This is a genomic window from Sorangium sp. So ce375, from assembly GCF_051473855.1.
In the GTDB taxonomy this organism is placed as follows: Bacteria; Myxococcota_A; Polyangia; order Polyangiales; family Polyangiaceae; genus Sorangium.
Genome location: NZ_CP150335.1, coordinates 5547501 through 5567257 on the forward strand (window position 1 = coordinate 5547501; position 19757 = coordinate 5567257).

Sequence of the window (19757 nt, forward strand, 5' to 3'; positions counted from 1 at the left end):
GCGGTGGGCTCAGCGGTTCTCGCGCTGGGCTGTATGGACGTGGATCAACAAGAGCCGCTGCGCGAGGGCGCGGCGGCTCTACAGAGCAGCGCGAGGCCGGGAGCGGCGCGCTTCATCGAGGGGGGATCGATACCGTACGTGCTCGGCTTCTCGCCGGAGACAGGGCAGATCCTCGGCGGATCGCACGCGCTCCTCATCCCGCTGACCGGGACGCGAGAGCCCATCGACGGCGCGAACCTCCCCACGAGCCTGCACCCGGCGCTCAGGGGATCGTACACGACCCTGAACTCGAGCCTCCTGCAAGGCCAGTCCACGGGCCCCTTCGCCTCGCAGTGGTGGCCTCAGAACAGGAACGGCATCGCGGACCGGTGGAACTCCACGGTCACGGACTACGGCGATCTCACGTCCGATCCGGACAATCTCTCGCCAGCCGAGAAGTACGATCTCCTGTTCTACTCGGGACAGGGCCGGTCGATCGAGCGGCCGGCGTACGCCATCACCTTCGGGGGGGGCCGGGCAGAGGGGCCGCGCGCGCCCCGGGCGACGCGGGTGGCGGGGCCGACGACCTACTGGGAGCTGAAGAACCACGGCCTGTATCAAGGGGTGACCCCGGAGTACTGGTGGGGACACTGCAACGGCTGGGCGGCCTACGTCGTCGCCGAGGACGGCGGGCCGCCTCAGCGCGACATCCGCGTGAAGCTCTCGGGCGGCAAGGTGACCACGTGCGCTTCGGTCGAGACGGGGTGTGTCCTGTTCCGCACCGCCGATATCGAGGCGCTCATGACGGAGGTGTACCACAGCGACTCGGCCACCGTGTCCGGGCGGCGCTGCGAGACGCGGGAAGACCTCGTCCTGCGCGATCAGTACGGCAGGCCCGTCGATCCAGCGTGCCGCGACCTGAACCCCGCGACGATGCACATCGCCATGACGGGCCTCCTCGGGCTGGGCGCGAGCGCCATCAACTCCACGTCGAGCGCGCTGGCGCGGCGCGCGTTCGTCGTCGATTACACCTGGCACCGCGAGGTCTGGAGCTACCCGGTCACGTCGTTCTCCATCGACACGATGACGGAGGTGAGCGCGCAGGAGGCAGCGCGGCTCGTCTGTAACGGCGGGTTCCAGGGGGCGGATTGCTACAATTACCGGTTCAACCCGTACGCGAGGCGCTTCGTCCGCGTCGGCGCCCGCTACGGGATGGTCTCGGACGAGGTGACCGCCGAGATGCTCCTCCAGCCCCCCGCGCAGCGCAACATCGCCGTCCTGAACACGGAGCTCCATTACGTGCTCGAGCTCGACGATCGGCTGACGATCCTCGGCGGCGAGTGGATCAGCAACCCCGCCCTGATCAACGGCGTGAACGGCAAGCAGCTGCACCCGGACTTCCTGTGGATGCCGGTGAGGGCGCAGGGCGTAGGGGAAGACGCCGACGATCTTGGCGGCTCTGGAGACAACCCGTACATCGCGTACTCGCGCGCGAGGGCGCTGCTCGATCTGTCGCGCGCCGCCGTGACGGGGACCAGGCCGTCACCGTCACCGTCACCGTCACCGTCACCGTCACCGGGCGCCGACCACCGACCGTGACGGGGACCAGGCCGCCGCCGCGACCGAGCGCCGACCGCCGACGGTCGCGGCGACCCGGCGAAGGTCGACGGAGTGACCCGGCGCCGGCCATCGCGATACCCGGGCGCCGACCCCTCTTTGCCGGCGCCGAGCCCCCATGCGCCGGGCTACTTTGCCGGCGCCGAGCCCCCGTGCGCCGGGCTACGATGGCCCCGTTCAATGGCGCACGTGGACGAGACGTTTGCCGCGGCGCTCCGTCGCGCGGACGTGCGGTGGCTGGCCGAGCACGTCGAGCACGTGGACGACGCGCGCTGCAGCAAGGACGCGCTCCGCCAGCTCGTGAGGCATGCGGACGAGCGCGTGCGGTATCTCGGCCTCGCGCACATGGCCCAGGCCGCCCGGCGCGAGGGCAGCGAAGGGCGCCGGGAGCTCGCCTCGATGCTCCCGCGCACCCTGGACGGGGCGCCGGAGGCCGCGCTGCTCCTCGCGGGGCTCTACCGCGAGCTCTGGCCCTCGCTCCCGGATCAGCGGCTCCCGGCGTGGCGCGAGGCCGCGCTCCCCGCCGCCGTCCGCGTCGCCTGGCTCCGGACCGAGATCCTGACGCGGCCGGAGGCCGTCCGCGGCGAGCCCGCCGGCGAGCTCCTCTATCAGGCGCTCCACGCGCTCGATCCGGCCGAGATCCCCGCCCCCGAGGCGCTCCTCCCCGAGCTCGCGGCGCGCCGCGATCCGGTCCTCGCGGCCGCGGCGCTCGACCTCACCCGGCGCTGCCTCCACGCGGCGCTGCTCTCGCCCGAGCAGGCGCGCGCGACGCTCGCCGCGCTCCTCGACGCGGCGCCGCCTGCGATCGTCGCCGCCGCGCTGCGCGAGCTCGCCGAGCCCTGGGCGGTCCTCGCCGGCGCGCCGCTCCAGGGCGCGCGCCTGGGGCAGCTCCTGGGCGGCGCCCCCGAGGTGGCCGCCGCCGCGCTGGAGGCGGCGGCGCGCCACGGCGAGGGCGCCGCGCTCCGCGCGGTCGTCTCGCGCGAGGATGCGCCGCCGCGGCTCCGGCAGCGGGCGCTCACGCTGCTCGGCGAGCACGCGACCCGCGACGAGGTCGGCGCCATCCTGAGGGTCGCGGCGGACGATCCGCTGCTGCTCGGCCCGAGCGCGATCACCTGCCTGCGCGCGCTGCACAGGCGCGGGCACTTCCCCGCCCCGGAGCACGCGGCGGCCCTGCTCGGCCTCGCGCTCGCCGATCCCACGATCGCCGCGGACGACGTCGCGGCGATCGCCTTCACCTGCCGGCGAGCGCTCCTCTCGGCGCTCGCCGCGGCGCCGGCCAGCGACGCGAGCTGGCCACGCCGCGCCGAGATCATCGTCGCCATGGCGCGGCAGGGCGCGGCGGATCTCCCCCTCGGCGACACGCTCGCCGAGAAGCTCGGCGACGCGCCCTCGCCCGCGCCCCTCCTGCGCGCGCTGGGCGCGCTGCGCCACGCGGCCGCGGAGGACGACGTGCTCGCCGCGCTGCCGCGCGCGCCCGCCGCGGCCCTGGAGGCGCTCGCGGCGATCGGCGGCCCGCGCACGGCGGGCGCGCTCCGGGCCGCGCTCGGCCTCGACGGAGCGGGCGCGGCCATCGCCCCGCACCTCCGCGGCGAGCGCCACCGCGCACTGGCGCTGCTGTGGCACCTGACGGAGGATCCCGCGGACCGGCGCGCGCTCGTCGCTCGCCTGAACCCCCGCGACCTGCCGGCCGAGATCGCCGCCGACCTCGGCGGGGCCGAGGCGGCCGAGCTCGCGGTGCTCCAGCGCGCGGTGAAGCGCTGCACGCCCGCGGACGCGCTCAAGGCGCTCGCGCGCGCGGGCGACGCCGGCGCGCTGCCGGAGATCGCCGATCTGCTGCTCCGGATCGCGGCGGACCACGCCGCCGCGTGGGCCCCAGGCGGGCCGGCCGAGCCGATCGATCCCGACCTCGACAGGGGCCCCGCGCGGCCCGCGGAGCCGGCGATCCCGGACGAGGTCGCGGAGGCGATCCGCGGCCTCGGGCGACGGCTCCACCAGCGCCGGAAGATCCGACCTGCCTGCCTCCTCGACGCCGCGAGCGAGGGCGAGGCCGGCGACGCGCTGCTCGCGAGCCTCGCGCTCGACCTCCTCGACCGGCCCGGCGTGTCCGCGGGGGAGCGCGCCCTGCTCGTCGACCTGCTGCGCTCGGCGCCCAGCAAAGCGGCGCGCTCGCGCGCCCCGCGCCTGCTCCGCCACCGCGATCCCCGCGTGCGCAAGCGCGTGATCGCGCTGCTCGCGGAGGGCGGCGCCGAGGCGCTCTCGGCCAGCCTGACGCTCCTGACGGGCGCCGGCGACGTGCAGACCGCGCGGCAGGCGCTGCGCGCGCTCGGGGGCATGGAAGCGCGCTGGGCCTGCCCCGCCATCGCCGCGTGCCTCGATCACCCGAACATGGGCATCAAGAAGACGGCGGCCGAGGCGCTGGCAAGGTCGGGCGGACCCGAGGCCGTGCCGAGGCTCGTCTTCTGGCTCGGCCGCCACGACAACCCGGGGCTGCGCGCGGCGCTCGAGGCCGCGCTGCGGGCCATCGTCGGGCCGGCCTTCGAGGCGACGATCCTCGCCGGCGCGGGGGCCGCGGAGGACAAGCGCGCGCGCGACCGGCTGCTCGACGCCCTGAGCCGCAGGCTGTCGACGCACGCGATCCGGAGCGGGATCCGCCAGGGATCGGCCGCGGCGGCGCGGCTGCTCGAGCGGGTGCTCGCCGGCGAGATCGCCCTCGCCTCCGGGACCGCCGACGAGCTCGCCGTGGAGATCGAGGCGCACGGCCTCGCCGCCCCCGGGCGAGGCCGCCAGGGCGCCGCGCCTCCCCCGGGCGCCGCGGACGCGCTCGCCGCGGACGCCCTCGCCGCCGCGCTCGCCCGCGACGGCTGGGACGACGCGACGGCGCGGCGCCTGCTCGAGCGGCAGGCGGCGCTGACGCCGCGGTGGCTCGCCGCCCTGCGGAAGCTCGCGCCGGAGTGGCTCCGCCTGGCGACGGCCGAGCCGGCGCTGCGCGACGCGGCGCTCCGGCTGATCGTCCGCGTGTCCACCGCCCCGTGGTCGCCCGCCGAGGCGCGCCTGTACGCACGGCACGCAGCGGTGCTGCTCGACGGGCTCGCCGCGGCGGCGGCCGATCTGCGCGACGGGCTGCTCCCGCTGCTCGAGGAGGCGGCGCCCGAGCTCCCGCGCGCCGAGGCGCTCGGCGTCGCGGCCCGCGTGCGCGGGCTCTCGCCGGCGCCGGGGGCGCGCCGATCGCCGCTCAAGGTGCTGCGCCGGTGCGGGGCGATCGTCGAGCGCGCCGACGTCGATCAGGCGCTCGCGATGGCGCGCGCCGCCGCCGATCCATGGACGGCCGAGCCGGCGATCCTGCGCGAGGCGTTCGGGGCGACGGCCCACGCGGGCGCGGGCGCGGGGGATCCCGAGGGGGCGGACGCGTGGCGGGCGGCGCTCCGGGCCGCGGCGCTGGAGCCGGCGGCGCTCGCGGCGCTCCGGGCGGGGCCGCGCGGCGGCCTCGGCTCGCGCGCGCAGCTCGCCGCGCTGATCGAGGTGTTCCCGGCCGCGGCAGAGCCGGCGCGGGCGGCGCTGCTCGACTGGATGGAGGCGCTCCAGCCGCTCGGCGCGCCGCCCTGGACCCTCGCCGAGCAGGCGGCCGCGCCGACAAGCGACGCGCGGGTGCCCCGGCCGTCCGATCTCGACCAGCCGCGATCGGCCGCGCTCCGCGAGCGCCTCCTCTCGATGCTGGCCTCGCCCGCGCCCTCGCTCCGGCGCGAGGCGGCCGCCGCGCTCCTCTCGTGGCCGGAGGCCGACGCCCGCGCCGCCGTGCTGCGGGCCTACCTGCGCGGCGACGTGGACTGTCGGGACCTGCACCTCCTGGCGCCCTCGCTGCTCGATCTCGCCGAGGAAGAGCGCCGGGACGACCCGGCCGACGAGGCGCGCCGGGAGCGCGCGGCGCGCCTCGCGGCGCTGCTGGAGCCGCCGGAGGCGGAGCGCCTGTTCCCGCTGCTGCTGTCGTGGTGGGAGGCGGGCGCGCCGGAGACGCGCGCGGCGGCGGCCCAGGCGATCCGCCGCGTCGCGCCCGACGCGCGGGCGGAGCGCCTCGTCGATCGCCTCCTTCAGGGGGCGTGGGGGTACCTCGATCTGGTCGCGGGCGAGCGGCTGCTCCGGACGCCGGAGCTCGAGGCCGTCGTGGAGCGCCTCCGCGCCGAGGGGCGCGCCGATCTGGCCGGGCGGCTCTCCCTCGACGACGGCCCGCTCCGGCCGCCCGGAGAGGGACGCGCGGCCGAGGACGCGCGGGCGATCGAGGCGCTGCGCGTGCACCCGGAGCCGCGCGTGCCCGAGGCGAGCGCTCGAGGTCCGGCGCGGCAGGAGCTCGTGCGGCTCGCGCGGGCGGGGAACGCGGAGCAGTCGCGCCGGGCGCTGTCGGCGCTGGCCGGGGCGCCCGACGCGGAGCTCGCGGCGCTGCTCGTGGAGCTGCTCGGCGATCGGCGCCCCCGGGTGCGGCTCCACGCGCACCGGCTGCTCCGTGACGCGGTGGATCGCGCCGCCTACCTGCGCGCGACGTGCGCGCTCCTCTCGGATCCCCTGCCCGACGTGGTCCGCTCGGCGATCCGGATCCTCTGCTTCGCGCCGTGGCCGCCGGCGCTCCCCGCGATCGTGGGCCTGCTCCTGCACCCGCACGCGGTCGTCCGCCGCGCGGCCGCCGAGGGGCTCGGGCACGTGGGCGCACCGGCGATCCCCGCGCTCAAGGAGGCGCTGGGCCGCGCGCGGCCGGATCGGCGCGAGGTGGTTGCAGAGGTGATGAGGCGGATCGAGGAGCGGTGAGCGAGCGCGACACCGCGCCTCAGCTCCCGAGTTTGCGCGAGCCCCCGGCGCCCCCTCGGTCGTTCGCGGCCCCAGCGCACCGCCGGGCGCCGCTTCCGACCCGAGCTCCCCTGCCCCGGCCTCGGCCGGCGGAGGCACAGCGCCGCGGTCGCGCTCGACGAGGACAGAACTCAGGGGGTCCGTTCCTCGGCTTCAAACAGCCTGCCAGGATTCCAGCCAAACAGCAGGAGGGCAGAGGAACGGTAATTCGCATGAAAGCGAGATCCTCCATACACACCGAAACGATTCCACGACACCACAAGAGGACACTCCGGTACCATCGTCGTCATGCAGGGGAGGGGATCGAGGTGAGCGAACCTGTGCACCTAACGCCGTGGCCAACGCCGCTCCGCTGGGAGGTACCGCCCAGGAGCTGGAGCGCCGGAAAAGCGTCGAGCCTGACCGTCACGGCGGGCGGCAAGACCGACCTGTTCCTCGATCCGGAGCGCACAACCGGCGTGCTGAACGCGCCGCGCCTGCTCGGGACGCCGCACGGGGATTTCCTTGCGAGCGCGCGGGTGACCGTGGGCTTCTCGGCCGCGCGCGACGCCGGCGTGCTGCTCCTCTGGGCGCACGAGCGCTCGTGGGCGAAGCTCTGCTTCGAGCTCTCGCCGGAGCGCGCTCCGACGGTCGTCTCCGTGGTGACGCGCGGCCTTTCGGACGACCGCAGGTCCTTCGAGGTCGACGCGGATCACGTCTGGCTGCGTGTCTCGCGGCTCGGGCGGGTGTGCGCGTTCCACGCCTCCACCGACGGGGCGGCATGGCGCACCGTCCGCAGCTTCTCGCTGGGCAGCACGGCGGAGCTCGCCGTCGGCTTCTCGGCCCAGTCGCCGGCAGGCGACGGCTGCACCGCGGTCTTCGACGACATCCGCTTCGCGCCGCGCCGGCTCGGCGACCTGCGCAGCGGCGACGCCGCGTACCACGAAGCGCTGGCGCGCGCCGGTCAGATGCCGCCGCTCGCCGGGATCACGTCGCCGCTCCCGCACGTCCTGTGAAGCGCTGACCGCGCGATGGCGCGCAGCCTCGTCCTGCGCGCTCCCGCGGCGCCCGTGAGCGCGCAGGATCCGCCGCCAGGGACAGGCGAAGGCGCTCCAGGGTGTCCCTGGCGCGCCGCGCCTTGTCCCTGGCACGTCGCGTCTTGTCCCTGGCACGCCACGTCGTGTCCCTGACGACGGTCTCCTGCTCCTGCCGGCAACTCCGGAGGTCGCCGTCGGCGCTGGCCATTGTCCCTGGCCATGTTCTCCATGTCCCGATCGCTGGGTTCCGTGTCCCTGGCGACGCTATCCAGCTTTGCTGTCGCTCGATTCCTTGTCCCTGGCGGCCTTATCCATCTTCGCTGTCGCTCGTTCCGCGTCCCTCGTGACGTTCTCCATTCACGGCGCGGGCTGTTATCCTCGCTCGTCGGAATGGCGCGCTCAGGACCCGGCAGTTTCGAGCAGTTGTCGACAGATAGCAGAAGCAAAAAAGCTCGCCGCGCGTGTCGATCTCGGGCCCGCCCGTTCGTCGTGACGGTAGAACCAGGGCGCATCCGGTCAGTGCCGTCCGGACCACCCGCTTCGAACCAGCTCGACCCAGGAACCCAGGAGAAGACACGACATGCGATCCACGATCATCGCGGAACTGGCCACCAACGACGCGAGGACGACGCAGGAGCAGCCGGAGCACACGCCGCCTTCCGATCGCCGGACGCGGACACGCAGCGCGCTCGTGAGGCGCGTCTCGATGGCAGTGTGCCTGTTCGTCGCCGCGTGCGGCGGCGCCGAGGACGCCGGCGATCCGGGGCCGACCGGGGGCGGCGGCGCGGGGGGCTCCAGCGATCCGGAGCTGACCGGGGGCGGCGGCGCGGGCGGCTCCGGCGCTGGGGAGCCGACCGCGTGGAAGGACATGAATTTCGAGCAGCGCGTCGCGTACATGAACGGCACCGTCCTGCCGCGGATGAAGGAGGTGTTCGTGGCGTACGACCCGGCCTTCGAGACCATGGACTGCACGACGTGCCACGGCGCCGACGGGGCCACGCAGGACTACGCCATGCCGAGCCCGGAGATCGCCGTGCTGCCCGACACCGAGGAGGGGTTCCTCGAGTACGTGGAGGACCCGGAGCACCCCGAGCGCGCGGAGTGGAGCACCTTCATGTTCGAGAAGGTCGTGCCCGAGATGGCGAGCCTGCTCCAGCGCGTCCAGTACGACCCCACGACCGGCAATGGCGACTTCTCGTGCAACAACTGCCACACGCTGGGGTCGGTCGAGCCGTGAGGCCATCCGAGGCGGGGACGAGCGGCGTGGCCCGCGTCCCCCCTCGCGCCCGTCAGCGCACCTCCTCTCCCCGGTTCGCGGCCTCACGGTCCCGAAGGGTCGTGTCGAGTTCGTCGCGTCCGGCGCCCTGATCCGTCAGGATCAACCACACAATCCTCCGGCAGAGCACCTTGCCGCCTGCCGGGCCGAAAGCCGCAGCAGGGCCGCGGGGCCTGGGCGCGCGATGGATTCCGCTCGATCGCGGGACGCCCGATCCGGTTAATCTCCTCCCGCAGGAGGTTTCCCATGTCCGACCCGATCGAGATCGGAGAGAGCAACGCTCAGTTCCTGGCCGCCTGGAGCCATATCTCCCGCTGCCTCCCCGGCCACCGGATCGAGCACGCGGACGGTGTCTCCGTCGTCCTCTCGGGCACGAGCATGGTCATGCTCAACGCGGCCACGCTCTCCTCGCCGGCCAGCGACCTCGCCGACCTGGAGCGCCGGGTGCGCAGCGCCGCCGAGCTCGCCCGGACCGGCGGCGTTCCGTGGCTCTTCGCGCTGTCCGACAGCTGGTCGCCCCGCGGCGACGCGGGCGCGGCCGCAGCGCTCCTGGCCGGGCTCGGCTTCCAGCCTGTGGTGTCGCTCATGGGCATGGTGGCCGAGACGCTCACCCCCCCGCGTCGAGAGATCGCCGGCCTGGAGCTCAGGCGCGTGGCCGACGCCGAGACGCGCGCCGCGATCGCCGATCTCAACTCCATCGCCTATGCTCTTCCGCTCCCCGTAGGGCGCGCTTCCATTGCCCACGAGGCGTTGTGGAACGACCGGGCGTTCGGGCGGATCGGCTACGTGGGCGATCAGCCCGTGTGCTGCGCGGTGACGTTCCTCGTGGAGGGGATCCGGTACGTGGGCTTCGTCGCCACCGCGGCCGAGCACCGGCGCAAAGGCTACGCCGAGGCGGTGATGCGCAGCTGCCTCGACGACGCGCTGAGGGCGACCGGCGCCGAGAGGACCGTCCTCCACGCGACCGAGCTGGGACAGCCCGTGTACGAAGGGATGGGCTACCACGCGGTCACGCGCTTCACCTTCTACGCGCCGCCGCCGCAGGCGTGAGCCCGCGCGCGCCGCCTACCACCCGCACGTCTTGCCGCGGTTCTGCTGATCGAGCCACTCCTTGAGCGGCGCGAAGTAGTCGAGCATCGCCGCCGCATCCATCCGCCGCGATCCCGTCACCACCTGGAGCGCCTCCGGCCACGGGCGGCTCCGCCCCATCGCCAGCATCCGCCGGAGGCGCTCGCCGGCCTTGTCGCTGCCGTAGATCGTGCAGCGGTGGAGCGGCCCCTTGTACCCCGCTGCCTCGCAGAGCGCGCGGTGGAACTGGAACTGGAGGATATGGGCGAAGAAGTACCGGATGTAAGGGACGCTCGCGGCCACATGGTACTTCGCGCCGGGATCGAAGTCCGACTCCGAGCGAGGCACCGGCGGCACGACCCCCTGGTACCTCCTCCGGAGCTGCCAGAAGGCCTCGTTGTACGCCGATGGCGGGATGTCCCCCGCGAAGACGCCCCAGCGCCACCGATCGACGAGGACCGCGAACGGCAGGAACGCGACCTTGCCGAGGGCGTCGCGGAGGAGGAGCGAGAGATCGCTGGAGGCGGGGGGCAGCTGATCCACGAGCCCGATCCGCTGGAGGTACTCCGACGTGACCGAGAGCCCGATCGTGTCGCCGATGGCCTCGTGGAACGCGGGGTTGGGGCTGTCGCGGTACAGGAGCGGCAGGTCGTTGTACGCCAGCTGGTAGAACGTGTGGCCGAGCTCGTGGTGGATCGTCTGGAAGTCGCCGGCCGTGATTTCGATGCACATCTTGAGGCGCACATCCTCCTCGTCGTCGATGTTCCACGCGCTCGCGTGGCAGACGACGTCGCGATCCGCCGGCTTGACGAAGAGCGACCGCTCCCAGAAGGTGGCCGGCAGCGACTCGAACCCGAGCGAGACGAAGAAGCGCTCGCCCGTCTTCACCATCTCGATCGGCGTGTACCCCTTCGCGCTGAGCGCCGCGTCGAGATCGTAAACCGGCTCGGCCCCCTGGGGCGCCACGAGATCGTAGATGTTGCTCCAGTCCTGCGCCCACATGTTGCCGAGCAGATCGGCCCGGATCGGGGCCGCGCCGGGCACGACGTCCTCGCCGTACTTCTCGGCGATCCGGCCGCGCACGTAGCAGTGGAGCGCGTCGTAGAGCGGCTTGACCTGCCCCCAGAGCCGATCGACCTCCCGCGACAGCAGGCCGCGCCGCATCTCGAATTTCGAGCGCCACGCGTCGCCGGTGTCCTTGAATCCGAGCTCGCGGGCGCCCTCGTTTGCCAGCTGGACGAGCCGCGTGAAATCGCCGCGCATGGGCGCAGAGACCGTGTGCCAGCCGATCCACGCCCGCTTCAGCTCCTCCGGGTCGCGGCTCTTCGCGATGATCTTGCTCAGCTCCTCGAGATCGAGGCACTGGCCGCCCGCGGGGCAGTACTTGCCCGCTCCGTACATCGCCTCCAGCCTCGCCGCGATGGTCGCGACCTCCTTCGTCTTCGCGGCATCCGCGGGTGCGTAGAGCGTAAGGGACGTCCGCAGGAGCTCGAGCCGACGGCGGACGTCGTAGGGTAGATCGAGGTCGAGGTAGCGGGCCGCCCGCTTCGCGTAATCGGCCTGCGTCCCGAGCAGCTTCGCGCTCGCCGCGGCCGCCAGGATCTCGGTGTCGACGGTGATGTACGTCGCCGCCACCCACGCCGCGCGGTTGTTGTAGGTGCTCAGCTCGTGGAGCTCCGCCTCGGCCGCGTCGATGAACCGCGAGGCCTCCTGCACCGCCGGGTCGGGGGTAGGCTGCGGCGGCGTGGGCGGCGCGGGCTCGGAGCAGGCCGCCATGAGCGCGAGCGCGCTGCAGGGCAAGGCGACGACGAACATCGGAATGCGCACCATTTCCCGCCGCTCCTCGATCGCGGACAGCTCCGGCGTAGAACCGTCCCTCCACCCCGGACGCGCGGAGGGCGCGGGGTGCGCTTCGGCGCCGCGATCCTGGTGGGGCTCCTAAGGCCGCTCGCCGGCCAGAGCAATCCTCGCGGGCGCGCTGAGGCGAGGGAGAACAGGCGGCAAAATCCGCTCAATCCGGGCCATCACACAAGCCGGGAGGTGGCCCCTCCTCGCGAGATGGCTCACTATCCGCCAGAGATGGGCGACCGCCCACGGGAGACAGGGAACATGACCGTCCAGCTCAACCACACAATCGTCCCGGCGCGGGACAAGAAGACATCTGCCGCCTTTCTGACCGAGGTCCTGGGCCTCGCGGCGCCGGTGCCGTTCGGGCACTTTTTGACGGTACGGCTCGACAACGACGTCACGCTCGACTTCATGGACAGCCCTGGCGAGATCCGCTCCCAGCACCTCGCCTTCCTTGTCGGCGAGGCCGAGTTCGACGAGATCTTCGGTCGAATCCGCGAGCGCCAGATCCCGTTCTGGGCCGATCCCCTGGCGCAGCGCCCCGGGGAGATCAATCTCCGTGACGGCGGGCGCGGCGTGTATTTCCCCGATCCCGACGGGCACTTCCTCGAGATCATCACCCGTCCTTACGGCAGCCGCGGCGGATGACGGAGCGCTGGCTCGGTCGGGGGAAAGAGCCCCTCGTCGATGAGGGAGGCGCGCAAGGTCACCGCGTCAGGGTGGTTGATGACGAGCACCGCGAGGGTGGCGCGCCCGACGGCGGAGAGGCCCACGAGGACCGGACCATCCCAGTGAAAGTGCTTGTTCCACCTGTCCTTGCGCGGGTGATAGAGCCGCACGATCCGGCCCGACTCCGGGTCGATCCCTGCGATGTTGGGGCCTTTGTGGCTATTGCAGTAGAAGCACGCCAGCCCGAGGTTCTCCAAAACGGTCGGGCCGCCGTGCTTTTGCGCTATGATGTGATCGATCTCGAACGGGATCGACGAGACGGCCTGTGGGAGCTGGCAGTATTCGCAGGCGGCGTGCGCGCGTCGGGTGACGGACGCGACGAGCGCGGCGTCCATCCCCGGTCTACGCGGCGATCCCGGCCCGCTTCAGCGATCGCCGCGCCTTGGAGTGCATGAGGTCGACGAGCCGCCCGATGCGGCAGTATCCATCGAGCTCGGCCTGCTCTTCCGCGGTGAGCTCGCCGATCTGCGCCTTCTGGGCGAGCTCGTGCATCCGCGCGCGATCCTGCTCATCGAAGGCGAGCTGCAGGATCGACCGGGCAGCTTCCGGGGAGAGATCGTCCCGCTCCGGGCGGATGATGCGGCTGAGGATGGCGGTCTCCTTCCCGGCGCCCGCTCGCGGTGGCTGCATGGAGGGACGGTAGCACACCGCCGTCTCCGTGGGGATCCTCCCTGCTGCGCGCTCTGCGTGGGCCGTATCGGGCGCGCCGTGGCGAAGCGCTGCGCGCGTGGGGTCGCGCTCACCATTTCCTCCCGCGCGTTTCCTGTCTAGCTTTGTGTCCATGCTTCGCACCCCCACCTTCCTCGTCACCCTCGCCATCGCCGGCTGCGGCGGCGCTCCGAAACCGCCGCCGGAGCCCCCGCAACCCGCGGCGATCGCAGCCGAGCCCGAGCCGGAGCCCGAGCCTCCGCTCGACGACGCGCCGATGCTCGACATCGTCGCGGCGCAGCCGACCGAGATCCTGCTCGACGGCAAGCCCATCGGGACGACGCCGATCTCGGGGCGCAAGGTCGCGCCCGGGTCGCACGAGGTGACGTTCGTGGACCCGGATCGCGGCAACCGGACCATGATGGTGACGCTCGAGCCCGGCGACGCGAAGACCGTCCAGTCGGACCCGCCGCCCTCGCTCGTGGAGGCGGGCGGCGGCGCGACGGGCGACAAGCAGGGCGAGAAGAAGTAGCGTCAACGATCCCCGGTTCGACGAGATCATCGATTCACGTGCAGGAAGGGCTGGAGAACGCGCCCGCGGCGCTCCGGCGCCTGTTCACCGGCGCGAACATCGGCAAACAGCGTATCAAGGTCGCGCAGGATTGACCTGGAGCCGGCCCCTCGTCCGCGGCTATCCTCGACCCGATGGGCGATCGATGGAGCTTCCGTCGATGGTTGCGGGCGCTGCTCGGGCGAGCGGTCGAGCCATCGAGACCTGAGCCCTCGCTCATCAGCCATTCCTCCTACAGGACGCCGGCCCCTCGCGGGGCGCCCCCACGCGAGGGCTCGCCCCACGCTGCCGGCGAGCTCAACACCTCCGGCGTGCCGCTGACCGCGCTGATGCTCGAGGCCTACGAGGCCCGCTTGACGACGAGCGAGCCCGAGATGGTGCGCATCGACCCTCCGGGGCTCCTCGATTCGTGGTCTGTCATCGGGGTGAGCCAGTGGTTCTGGCAATACCAGCGCCGCAACCTGATCCTCTTCGAGCGAGGGGAGAGCCGATATATCTACGTTCCCGCGCGGCAGGCTCTCACCCGGGCAATGCCGGGAGGGGCCGCGCCTCCCGACGCCCTGGAGGGTTGGGCGCACGAGAGGGCCCCGCGCGCGGAGCCGATGAAGCGGATGCGCCTCCAGCAGCTGCACGGCTGCGCCCTCGACAGCGCCCCTGGCGGGGACGGGTGGGCGGCGCTCGTCCAGCGCGTGCGCGGAGAGGCGCCGCCGCAGCCAGACGACATCGATCTCGCGCCGCTCGTCCGCCCGGATCTCTGCAGGGCCGCCGACGCCGCGCGCCTCGAGCCCATGGTCTGTGCCTTCGGCGTGCTGGACACCCTCGCCGTCTTTCAGGGGCTCGGCAGCCACGAGCTCACGCTGCCACGCGTGCTCTTCGGCGGAGAAGCCGCGGAGCTCATCGAGGAGCGCCTCGGCGGCCGCGCACCAGGGCACGTCCGAGACGAGCTGCAGCGCGGAGCGCCCGCTGCGCGGCGGAGCGACGGCGTGCGGCGGCTGGCAGCCGTCGTGGATCGGCATCACGAGCTCGATGGTTACGTCGGCGGCCATGAAGCGGAGCTCGCGCTGGTCAAGCTGGAGCTGTCCGCGGGCGGGTGGGTGTACGAGCGCGAGGTGCTCTGGGCCGACGCGGAGGAAGGCGATCCGATGAGCTGAGCTGCGCGGGGATCCGAAGACCCGCGCCCGCGACGCGCTGCCCGCGGCAGCGCCGCGACCGCCGGATCGGCGAGCCGACCGACGTGGCGGCGGCGTGCGAGCCGATCCCTCGCCCATCGCCAGCCCTCGCCCGCCGCGCTAAGGTGCGCTCCATGGGCGATGCCGCCGCCAGCCGACGCATGAGCGCCGCCGAGTACCTGGCGTGGGAGCGCGAGCAGCCCGCGAAGCACGAGTACCACCACGGAGAGGTCTTCGCGATGGCCGGCGGCAGCCCGCGGCACAACTTCCTGTCGACCGCCGCGGGCGCAGAGCTCCGCGCAGCCGTGCGCGGCAGAGGGTGCCACGTGCTCTCGTCCGATCAACGGATCTCGGCCAAACAGGGAGAGCGATACGTTTACGCGGACGCCGTCGTCGTGTGCGGCGGCGTGCAGACCGAGCCAGGCGCCGGCGACGTCCTCTCGAACCCCACGGCCATCGTGGAGGTGCTCTCGCGCAGCACCGAGGCGTTCGATCGGGGCGAGAAATGGGAAGGATACCAGCGTCTCCCCTGCTTGACGGACTACCTGCTCGTCTCACCGTGGCAGGTGCGTATCGAGCACTATCGACGCGAGGGGGACGGCTCCTGGCGGTATCGCGTGCTCGAGCGGGGCGATACGATCGCCCTGGCGAACGGCGCCCAGGTCTCGGTCGATGCCATCTACGACGGCGCCTTCGAGCTAGAAGCCGACTGACATCGCGGAATTTCACCGCGGGCGGCAGGATGTGGCAGCATGGGGCCGGAGGAGACCCTACCTTGCGCCTCGGGATCGATTTCGGAACCACGCGGACCGTGGTCGCGTGCTGCGATCGCGGGAACTACCCTGTCGTCAGCTTCCAGGACGCGGCGGGGGACACCGTGGATTTCTACCCCTCCGTGGCCGCCGAGCGGCGGGGGGAGCTCCGGTTCGGCTTCGACGCCCTCGCGGTCGCCTCGGACCCCGAGTGGACCGTGCTCCGGTCGTTCAAGCGCGTGCTCTCCGGCCCGCGCGCGTCGCCCGACGTCGAGGTCGAGATCGGCGGGACGAAGCTCCGGGTGCTCGATCTCTTGACCCTGTTCCTGCGGTCGCTCCGCGACGCGGTGCTGAACCGATCGAACCGGCCCAAGAAGGACGACGACGGGCGCCTCATCTCGGTCGTCGCGACCCCGGCGAACGCGCACGGGTCGCAGCGGTTCGTGACGCTCGACGCCTTCCGCCGCGCCGGCTTCGAGGTCATCGCGCTCCTGAACGAGCCGTCGGCCGCCGGCTTCGAGTACACGCACCGCCACCGCAGCACCATCACGTCGAAGCGCGAGCACATCGTCGTCTACGACCTCGGCGGCGGCACGTTCGACGCGTCGCTCGTCCACATGACCGGGCGCAGCCACGACGCCGTGACGACCGCGGGGCTGAACCACCTCGGCGGCGACGACTTCGACGCCGCGCTGGCCTCGATGGCGCTCGCCGCGGGCGAGATCGAGCGCGACGACCTGCCGGCGCGCGCGCTCGCGGCGCTCGCGGACCAGTGCCGCGAGGCGAAGGAGCGGCTCAACCCGAACTCCCGGCGCATCGTGATCGACCTGGAGGCCTGCCTGGGCGACCTCTCGCCCGCCCGCGAGGTGACGATCGCGACCTCCGACTACTACGATCGGTGCGTCCCGCTCGTGGAGGAGACGATCACCGCGATGCAACCGGTGATCGCGCGCCTCGACGCCGGCGCGGGCGAGGCGCTCGCCGACATCGCGGGCATCTACGTCGTCGGCGGCGCGAGCTCGCTGCCCATCGTCGCGCGGACGCTGCGCGAGCGCTTCGGGCGGCGCGTCCATCGCTCCCCCTACCCCTCGGCGGCGATCGCGATCGGCCTGGCCATCGCCGTCGACGAGGACGCGGGCTTCGAGCTCTCCGACCGGCTCTCGCGCCACTTCGGGGTGTTCCGCGAGGGCAGCGGCGGGGACGAGGTGGTCTTCGACCCGATCTTCGACCGCGAGGCGCGCATCCCGTCGAGCCACGAGGCGCCGGTGGTCTCGCGCCGCGTGTACCGGGCGGCGCACAACGTCGGTCGCTACCGGTTCGTCGAGTGCGCCGCGCTCGACCGGCTCGGCGTCCCCCACGGCGACATCACGGCGTTCAACGAGGTCGTGTTCCCGTTCGACCGGCGGCTCCGCGACCGCGCCGCCGAGCTCGCGGCCGTGCCCGTCGAGCGCATGGGCGGCGAGGGGCCGCTGATCGAGGAGCAGTACGCGATCACCTCGCACGGGATCGTCGAGGTGACGATCACCGATGTGGAGGCAGGGTACCGGCGCGTGTACCAGGTCGGGGCGTGAGGGCGCGCTGGTACCGGGTTGCTCACGATCGCCCATGGGGCGCTGGCGACGGGCACTCCTGATCGCACATCGAAGGAATCGCCTCCGCTCGACGACACGCGCGCCTGCCCGCTCACGCGCCCGGGGCGGCTTGCGCGCTCACGCGCCCGGGGCGAGGCGAGAGGGCATACGCGATGCCCGAATCGAGCGTGGACCGCACCAGGAGCCCGCCCAGATCCGCCCCGAGCTCGACGAGCGTCCGCGCGATGGCGGGCTGGATCCCCGTCAGGAGCACCTGCGCGCCGAGCAGGTTCACCGCGCGCGCCGTCCGCACCAGCGCGCTCGCGACCTGGGTGTCGATGGTCGGCACGCCCGTAACGTCGAGGATCACCATCGAGGCCTGGTGGGCGACGATGCCTGCTAGCAGGATCTCGAGCACCTGCTGAGCCCGCGGCGCATCGATGTTGCCGATGAGCGGCATCACCACCACGCCGCGCGCGATCGGCAGCAGCGGCGTGGAGAGGGCGCGCAGCCTGGCCTCCTGCAGGTGGATGATCTCGTCCTGAAGCCGTTGAGCCTCGGCCTCGGCCGCTCGGCTTTCGGTGACCTCCACGGAGATGCCGGACACCGCGTGCAGCCTGCCTCGTGAATCCAGCAGCGGGAACCTCGTTGTCACGAAGGAATGGACGCGGCCCTCGAGCAGGAGCTGCTCCTCCTTGACGAGCGGCGCCTCCGTCGCGATGACCTGCCGCTCCGACTGCGCAAAAGCCTCGGCGAGCTCCGAGGGCATGACGTCGCGATCGGCGCGCCCGAGCACCGCGTCGCGGGAGAGGCCCATGAGCCGCTCGAAGTGCCTGTTGACGAGCGCGTAGCGGCCGTTCAGATCCTTGACGTACACGGCGCTGGGCGCGTGCTCTACGATTGCGGTGACGAATGCCGTGCTGTCCTGGTACGCCTGTTGGGCGCGCATCCTGTCGGTCACGTCGAGGTTGATCCCGATCACGTAGCGCGCGCCGCCCACGTCGGCCGCCGACATCCTGGTCTCGGTCCAGACGGTGCGGTCCTCGGTGCGCTCGAGGCCGGCGTCGGCCGTGTCGTACGCGGTCGGCGCCATGATCACGCCTCCGCCGCTCCGGATCACCTGATCGAAGTGGGCAGTGTATCCGCCCGCCACGGCGACAGGGTCCTCGTACATATTATGCTTGCCGACCATGGCCTCCTTCGACGGCACGGCCAGTATCTCGCGGTTCCGCCGGTTGATGTCCACGAGTACGCCGTCGGCGCCGTAGAGCGCCGACGGGACCGGCAGGTGCTCGAAGACGCCCTGATATAGCGCCGCCTGCGCCTCCGCGGCCTGGGCGCGCTGCTCCAGCGCCTTGACCTCGCAGCGGAGCCGCTCCAGCTCAGCCTGCAGTCCCTCGATGTCCATGCCCCCCGGGATCATCGGGTCTACCCTTTCAGCTCGCGAGTGGCCATCGCGCTCAGATCGTGTACATTCATGATTACACGCTGGACACTTACATATTCCGTCCAGCATTGCCAAGCCGATTTGCGAAGCTCGGCTTTCAGCGATTGGGCGCGTGGTGGCGCTCACACCTACGCGGGACATGCGCTCTGCGTCGCGTTAGGTTGCGTCAGGTAGCTCGCTCGCCCCTGATGTAGGCACAGCGGAAACTCGCCTGCACCTGGCGGGGCCCCTCGTTTGCGACAGGCACGCTCCAGAGATTGCTGACTGATGAGCGAGGAAGCGGAGGGCGCGCTACGGGACGAGCCGGCGCAGCGCCTCGACCACGATCGGCAGGCTCGCCAGCGCGCCGAGCGTGGTCACGACCGCGGTGGCCGCGGCGAACTGGCCGTCGCAGCCGTACCGCGCGACGACGATCACGGACACCATGGACGTCGGCATGGCGGACTGCAGCACCGCCACCTCGGAGGTGGGCCGCTTCAGGCCGAGCGCTACCGCGGCGCCGAGCGCGACCGCGGGCGACAGGAGCAGCTTCACGGCGGCGACGGCTGCAAGCGGACGCACGCGGCCGCGGAGCGAGGCAAGGTCGAGGCTGAGGCCCAGCGCGAGGAACACGAGCGTCGGGGTCGCGCTTCCGAGCGCGCCGAGCGCGTGCTCCAGCCACACCGGCAGCGGGATCGGCGCCGCGTGGAGCGTGAGCCCGACGGCGATCGACAGCACGTTGGGGTGCAGGAGCACCGCGAGCAGGCCCCGCCCATCCCCACCGCCGCCCCCGCCCATGCGCGCGGCGAGCGCGACGCCGAAGGTCCACAGGAGGAACGCCGTGACGATGCTGTCGACAAGGATCGCCGTCCCCGCCGCGCCGCCCGCGTCGCCGTAGAGGGCCAGCACGACGGGGACGCCGAGGAAGCCGGTGTTGGAGAAGCTGCCGACGAGGCCGGCGGCGCCCTGCGCGGCGCGCGGGAGCCCGAGCGCCCGCGCCACCGCGACGGCCGCGAGGGCGCACGCGAAGAGCGCCACCGTCGACGCGGCGACCGCGCCCCACGCGCCGTGGCCGATGCCCGAGCGGCGCAGCACGGTGATGATCAGCGCTGGCGTGGTGACGTCGATGACCAGCCGGTGGAGCACGGCGGCGTCCGCCTGTCCGGCGCGGCCCAGCGCGCGGAGCAGCACGCCGACCCCGAGCACCGCGAAGAGGGCCAGGAGCTGCGAGATCAGGTCGCCCGACGGCACGGG

The 19757-nt window shown here is 72.9% G+C and carries 15 protein-coding genes (1 of these 15 only partly in view); 10 read left to right on the forward strand and 5 right to left on the reverse strand.

Features of this window, described 5'->3' with window-relative positions; all coding sequences use genetic code 11:
- The 5 genes from WME90_RS20590 to WME90_RS20610 form a co-directional block, all read left to right on the forward strand.
- Window positions 1-1578 carry the 3' portion of a hypothetical protein gene (locus tag WME90_RS20590; RefSeq protein ID WP_437282865.1) on the forward strand. 24 nt of this gene lie to the left of the window's left edge, so the window shows 1578 of its 1602 coding nt (coding positions 25-1602); its start codon lies off the left edge, out of view; its stop codon occupies window positions 1576-1578.
- A gap of 207 nt (window positions 1579-1785) precedes the next feature.
- Entirely contained in the window at window positions 1786-6390 is a 4605-nt protein-coding gene (locus tag WME90_RS20595; RefSeq protein ID WP_437282866.1) for a HEAT repeat domain-containing protein, read from the forward strand.
- A 347-nt stretch (window positions 6391-6737) separates the two neighbouring features.
- Complete coding sequence (locus WME90_RS20600) at window positions 6738-7424, forward strand: DUF1349 domain-containing protein (protein ID WP_437282867.1); 687 nt, start codon at window positions 6738-6740, stop codon at window positions 7422-7424.
- Between the two features lie 601 nt (window positions 7425-8025).
- On the forward strand, window positions 8026-8682 hold the full coding sequence (locus tag WME90_RS20605) for a hypothetical protein (RefSeq protein WP_437282868.1): 657 nt from the start codon (window positions 8026-8028) through the stop codon (window positions 8680-8682).
- Between the two features lie 285 nt (window positions 8683-8967).
- A complete protein-coding gene (locus WME90_RS20610; protein ID WP_437282869.1) occupies window positions 8968-9771 on the forward strand; it encodes a GNAT family N-acetyltransferase in 804 nt (267 codons plus the stop codon).
- Window positions 9772-9786: 15 nt separating this feature from the next.
- Here WME90_RS20610 and WME90_RS20615 read toward each other — a convergent pair whose 3' ends face one another.
- Window positions 9787-11619, reverse strand: coding sequence for a M2 family metallopeptidase (locus WME90_RS20615; RefSeq protein WP_437282870.1), 1833 nt, complete (start codon window positions 11617-11619; stop codon window positions 9787-9789).
- A 279-nt stretch (window positions 11620-11898) separates the two neighbouring features.
- On the opposite strand from WME90_RS20615, the gene WME90_RS20620 reads away from it, so the two are divergent.
- Window positions 11899-12285: a VOC family protein gene (locus tag WME90_RS20620; RefSeq protein ID WP_437282871.1), complete on the forward strand. Its 387-nt coding sequence runs from the start codon at window positions 11899-11901 to the stop codon at window positions 12283-12285.
- Here WME90_RS20620 and WME90_RS20625 read toward each other — a convergent pair.
- Window positions 12264-12701, reverse strand: coding sequence for an HNH endonuclease (locus WME90_RS20625; RefSeq protein WP_437282872.1), 438 nt, complete (start codon window positions 12699-12701; stop codon window positions 12264-12266). The genes WME90_RS20620 and WME90_RS20625 overlap by 22 nt on opposite strands.
- A gap of 7 nt (window positions 12702-12708) precedes the next feature.
- Window positions 12709-12996 carry a hypothetical protein gene (locus tag WME90_RS20630; RefSeq protein WP_437282873.1) on the reverse strand — a complete coding sequence of 96 codons (288 nt, stop codon included), beginning with the start codon at window positions 12994-12996 and terminating at the stop codon, window positions 12709-12711.
- Window positions 12997-13147: 151 nt separating this feature from the next.
- Here WME90_RS20630 and WME90_RS20635 point away from each other — a divergent pair, with 151 nt between their 5' ends.
- The 4 genes from WME90_RS20635 to WME90_RS20650 all read left to right on the forward strand — a co-directional run bounded on the left by WME90_RS20635 (window position 13148) and on the right by WME90_RS20650 (window position 17077).
- A complete protein-coding gene (locus WME90_RS20635; RefSeq protein WP_437282874.1) occupies window positions 13148-13546 on the forward strand; it encodes a PEGA domain-containing protein in 399 nt (132 codons plus the stop codon).
- A 173-nt stretch (window positions 13547-13719) separates the two neighbouring features.
- The gene (locus WME90_RS20640; RefSeq protein ID WP_437282875.1) at window positions 13720-14736 is read left to right on the forward strand and encodes a hypothetical protein; all 1017 of its coding nucleotides are present in this window, start codon (window positions 13720-13722) and stop codon (window positions 14734-14736) included.
- 152 nt (window positions 14737-14888) lie between these two features.
- On the forward strand, window positions 14889-15467 hold the full coding sequence (locus WME90_RS20645) for a Uma2 family endonuclease (protein ID WP_437282876.1): 579 nt from the start codon (window positions 14889-14891) through the stop codon (window positions 15465-15467).
- Between the two features lie 62 nt (window positions 15468-15529).
- Window positions 15530-17077, forward strand: coding sequence for an Hsp70 family protein (locus WME90_RS20650; RefSeq protein WP_437282877.1), 1548 nt, complete (start codon window positions 15530-15532; stop codon window positions 17075-17077).
- Between the two features lie 112 nt (window positions 17078-17189).
- On the opposite strand, the gene WME90_RS20655 is transcribed toward WME90_RS20650, so the two are convergent.
- Window positions 17190-18593, reverse strand: a complete 1404-nt coding sequence (locus WME90_RS20655) for a PAS domain-containing protein (RefSeq protein WP_437283630.1) — start codon at window positions 18591-18593, stop codon at window positions 17190-17192.
- Between the two features lie 222 nt (window positions 18594-18815).
- A complete protein-coding gene (locus tag WME90_RS20660; protein WP_437282878.1) occupies window positions 18816-19754 on the reverse strand; it encodes an AEC family transporter in 939 nt (312 codons plus the stop codon).
- Window positions 19755-19757 lie beyond the last annotated feature (3 nt).

Coding starts and splice junctions, on each gene's coding strand:
- WME90_RS20635 (WP_437282874.1), top strand. CDS start 13,148: ATGCTTCGCACCCCCACCTTCCTCGTCACCCTCGCCATCGCCGGCTGC.
- WME90_RS20615 (WP_437282870.1), bottom strand. CDS start 11,619: ATGGTGCGCATTCCGATGTTCGTCGTCGCCTTGCCCTGCAGCGCGCTC.
- WME90_RS20645 (WP_437282876.1), top strand. CDS start 14,889: ATGGGCGATGCCGCCGCCAGCCGACGCATGAGCGCCGCCGAGTACCTG.
- WME90_RS20625 (WP_437282872.1), bottom strand. CDS start 12,701: ATGGACGCCGCGCTCGTCGCGTCCGTCACCCGACGCGCGCACGCCGCC.
- WME90_RS20630 (WP_437282873.1), bottom strand. CDS start 12,996: ATGCAGCCACCGCGAGCGGGCGCCGGGAAGGAGACCGCCATCCTCAGC.
- WME90_RS20610 (WP_437282869.1), top strand. CDS start 8,968: ATGTCCGACCCGATCGAGATCGGAGAGAGCAACGCTCAGTTCCTGGCC.
- WME90_RS20620 (WP_437282871.1), top strand. CDS start 11,899: ATGACCGTCCAGCTCAACCACACAATCGTCCCGGCGCGGGACAAGAAG.
- WME90_RS20640 (WP_437282875.1), top strand. CDS start 13,720: ATGGGCGATCGATGGAGCTTCCGTCGATGGTTGCGGGCGCTGCTCGGG.
- WME90_RS20655 (WP_437283630.1), bottom strand. CDS start 18,593: ATGCTGGACGGAATATGTAAGTGTCCAGCGTGTAATCATGAATGTACA.
- WME90_RS20605 (WP_437282868.1), top strand. CDS start 8,026: ATGCGATCCACGATCATCGCGGAACTGGCCACCAACGACGCGAGGACG.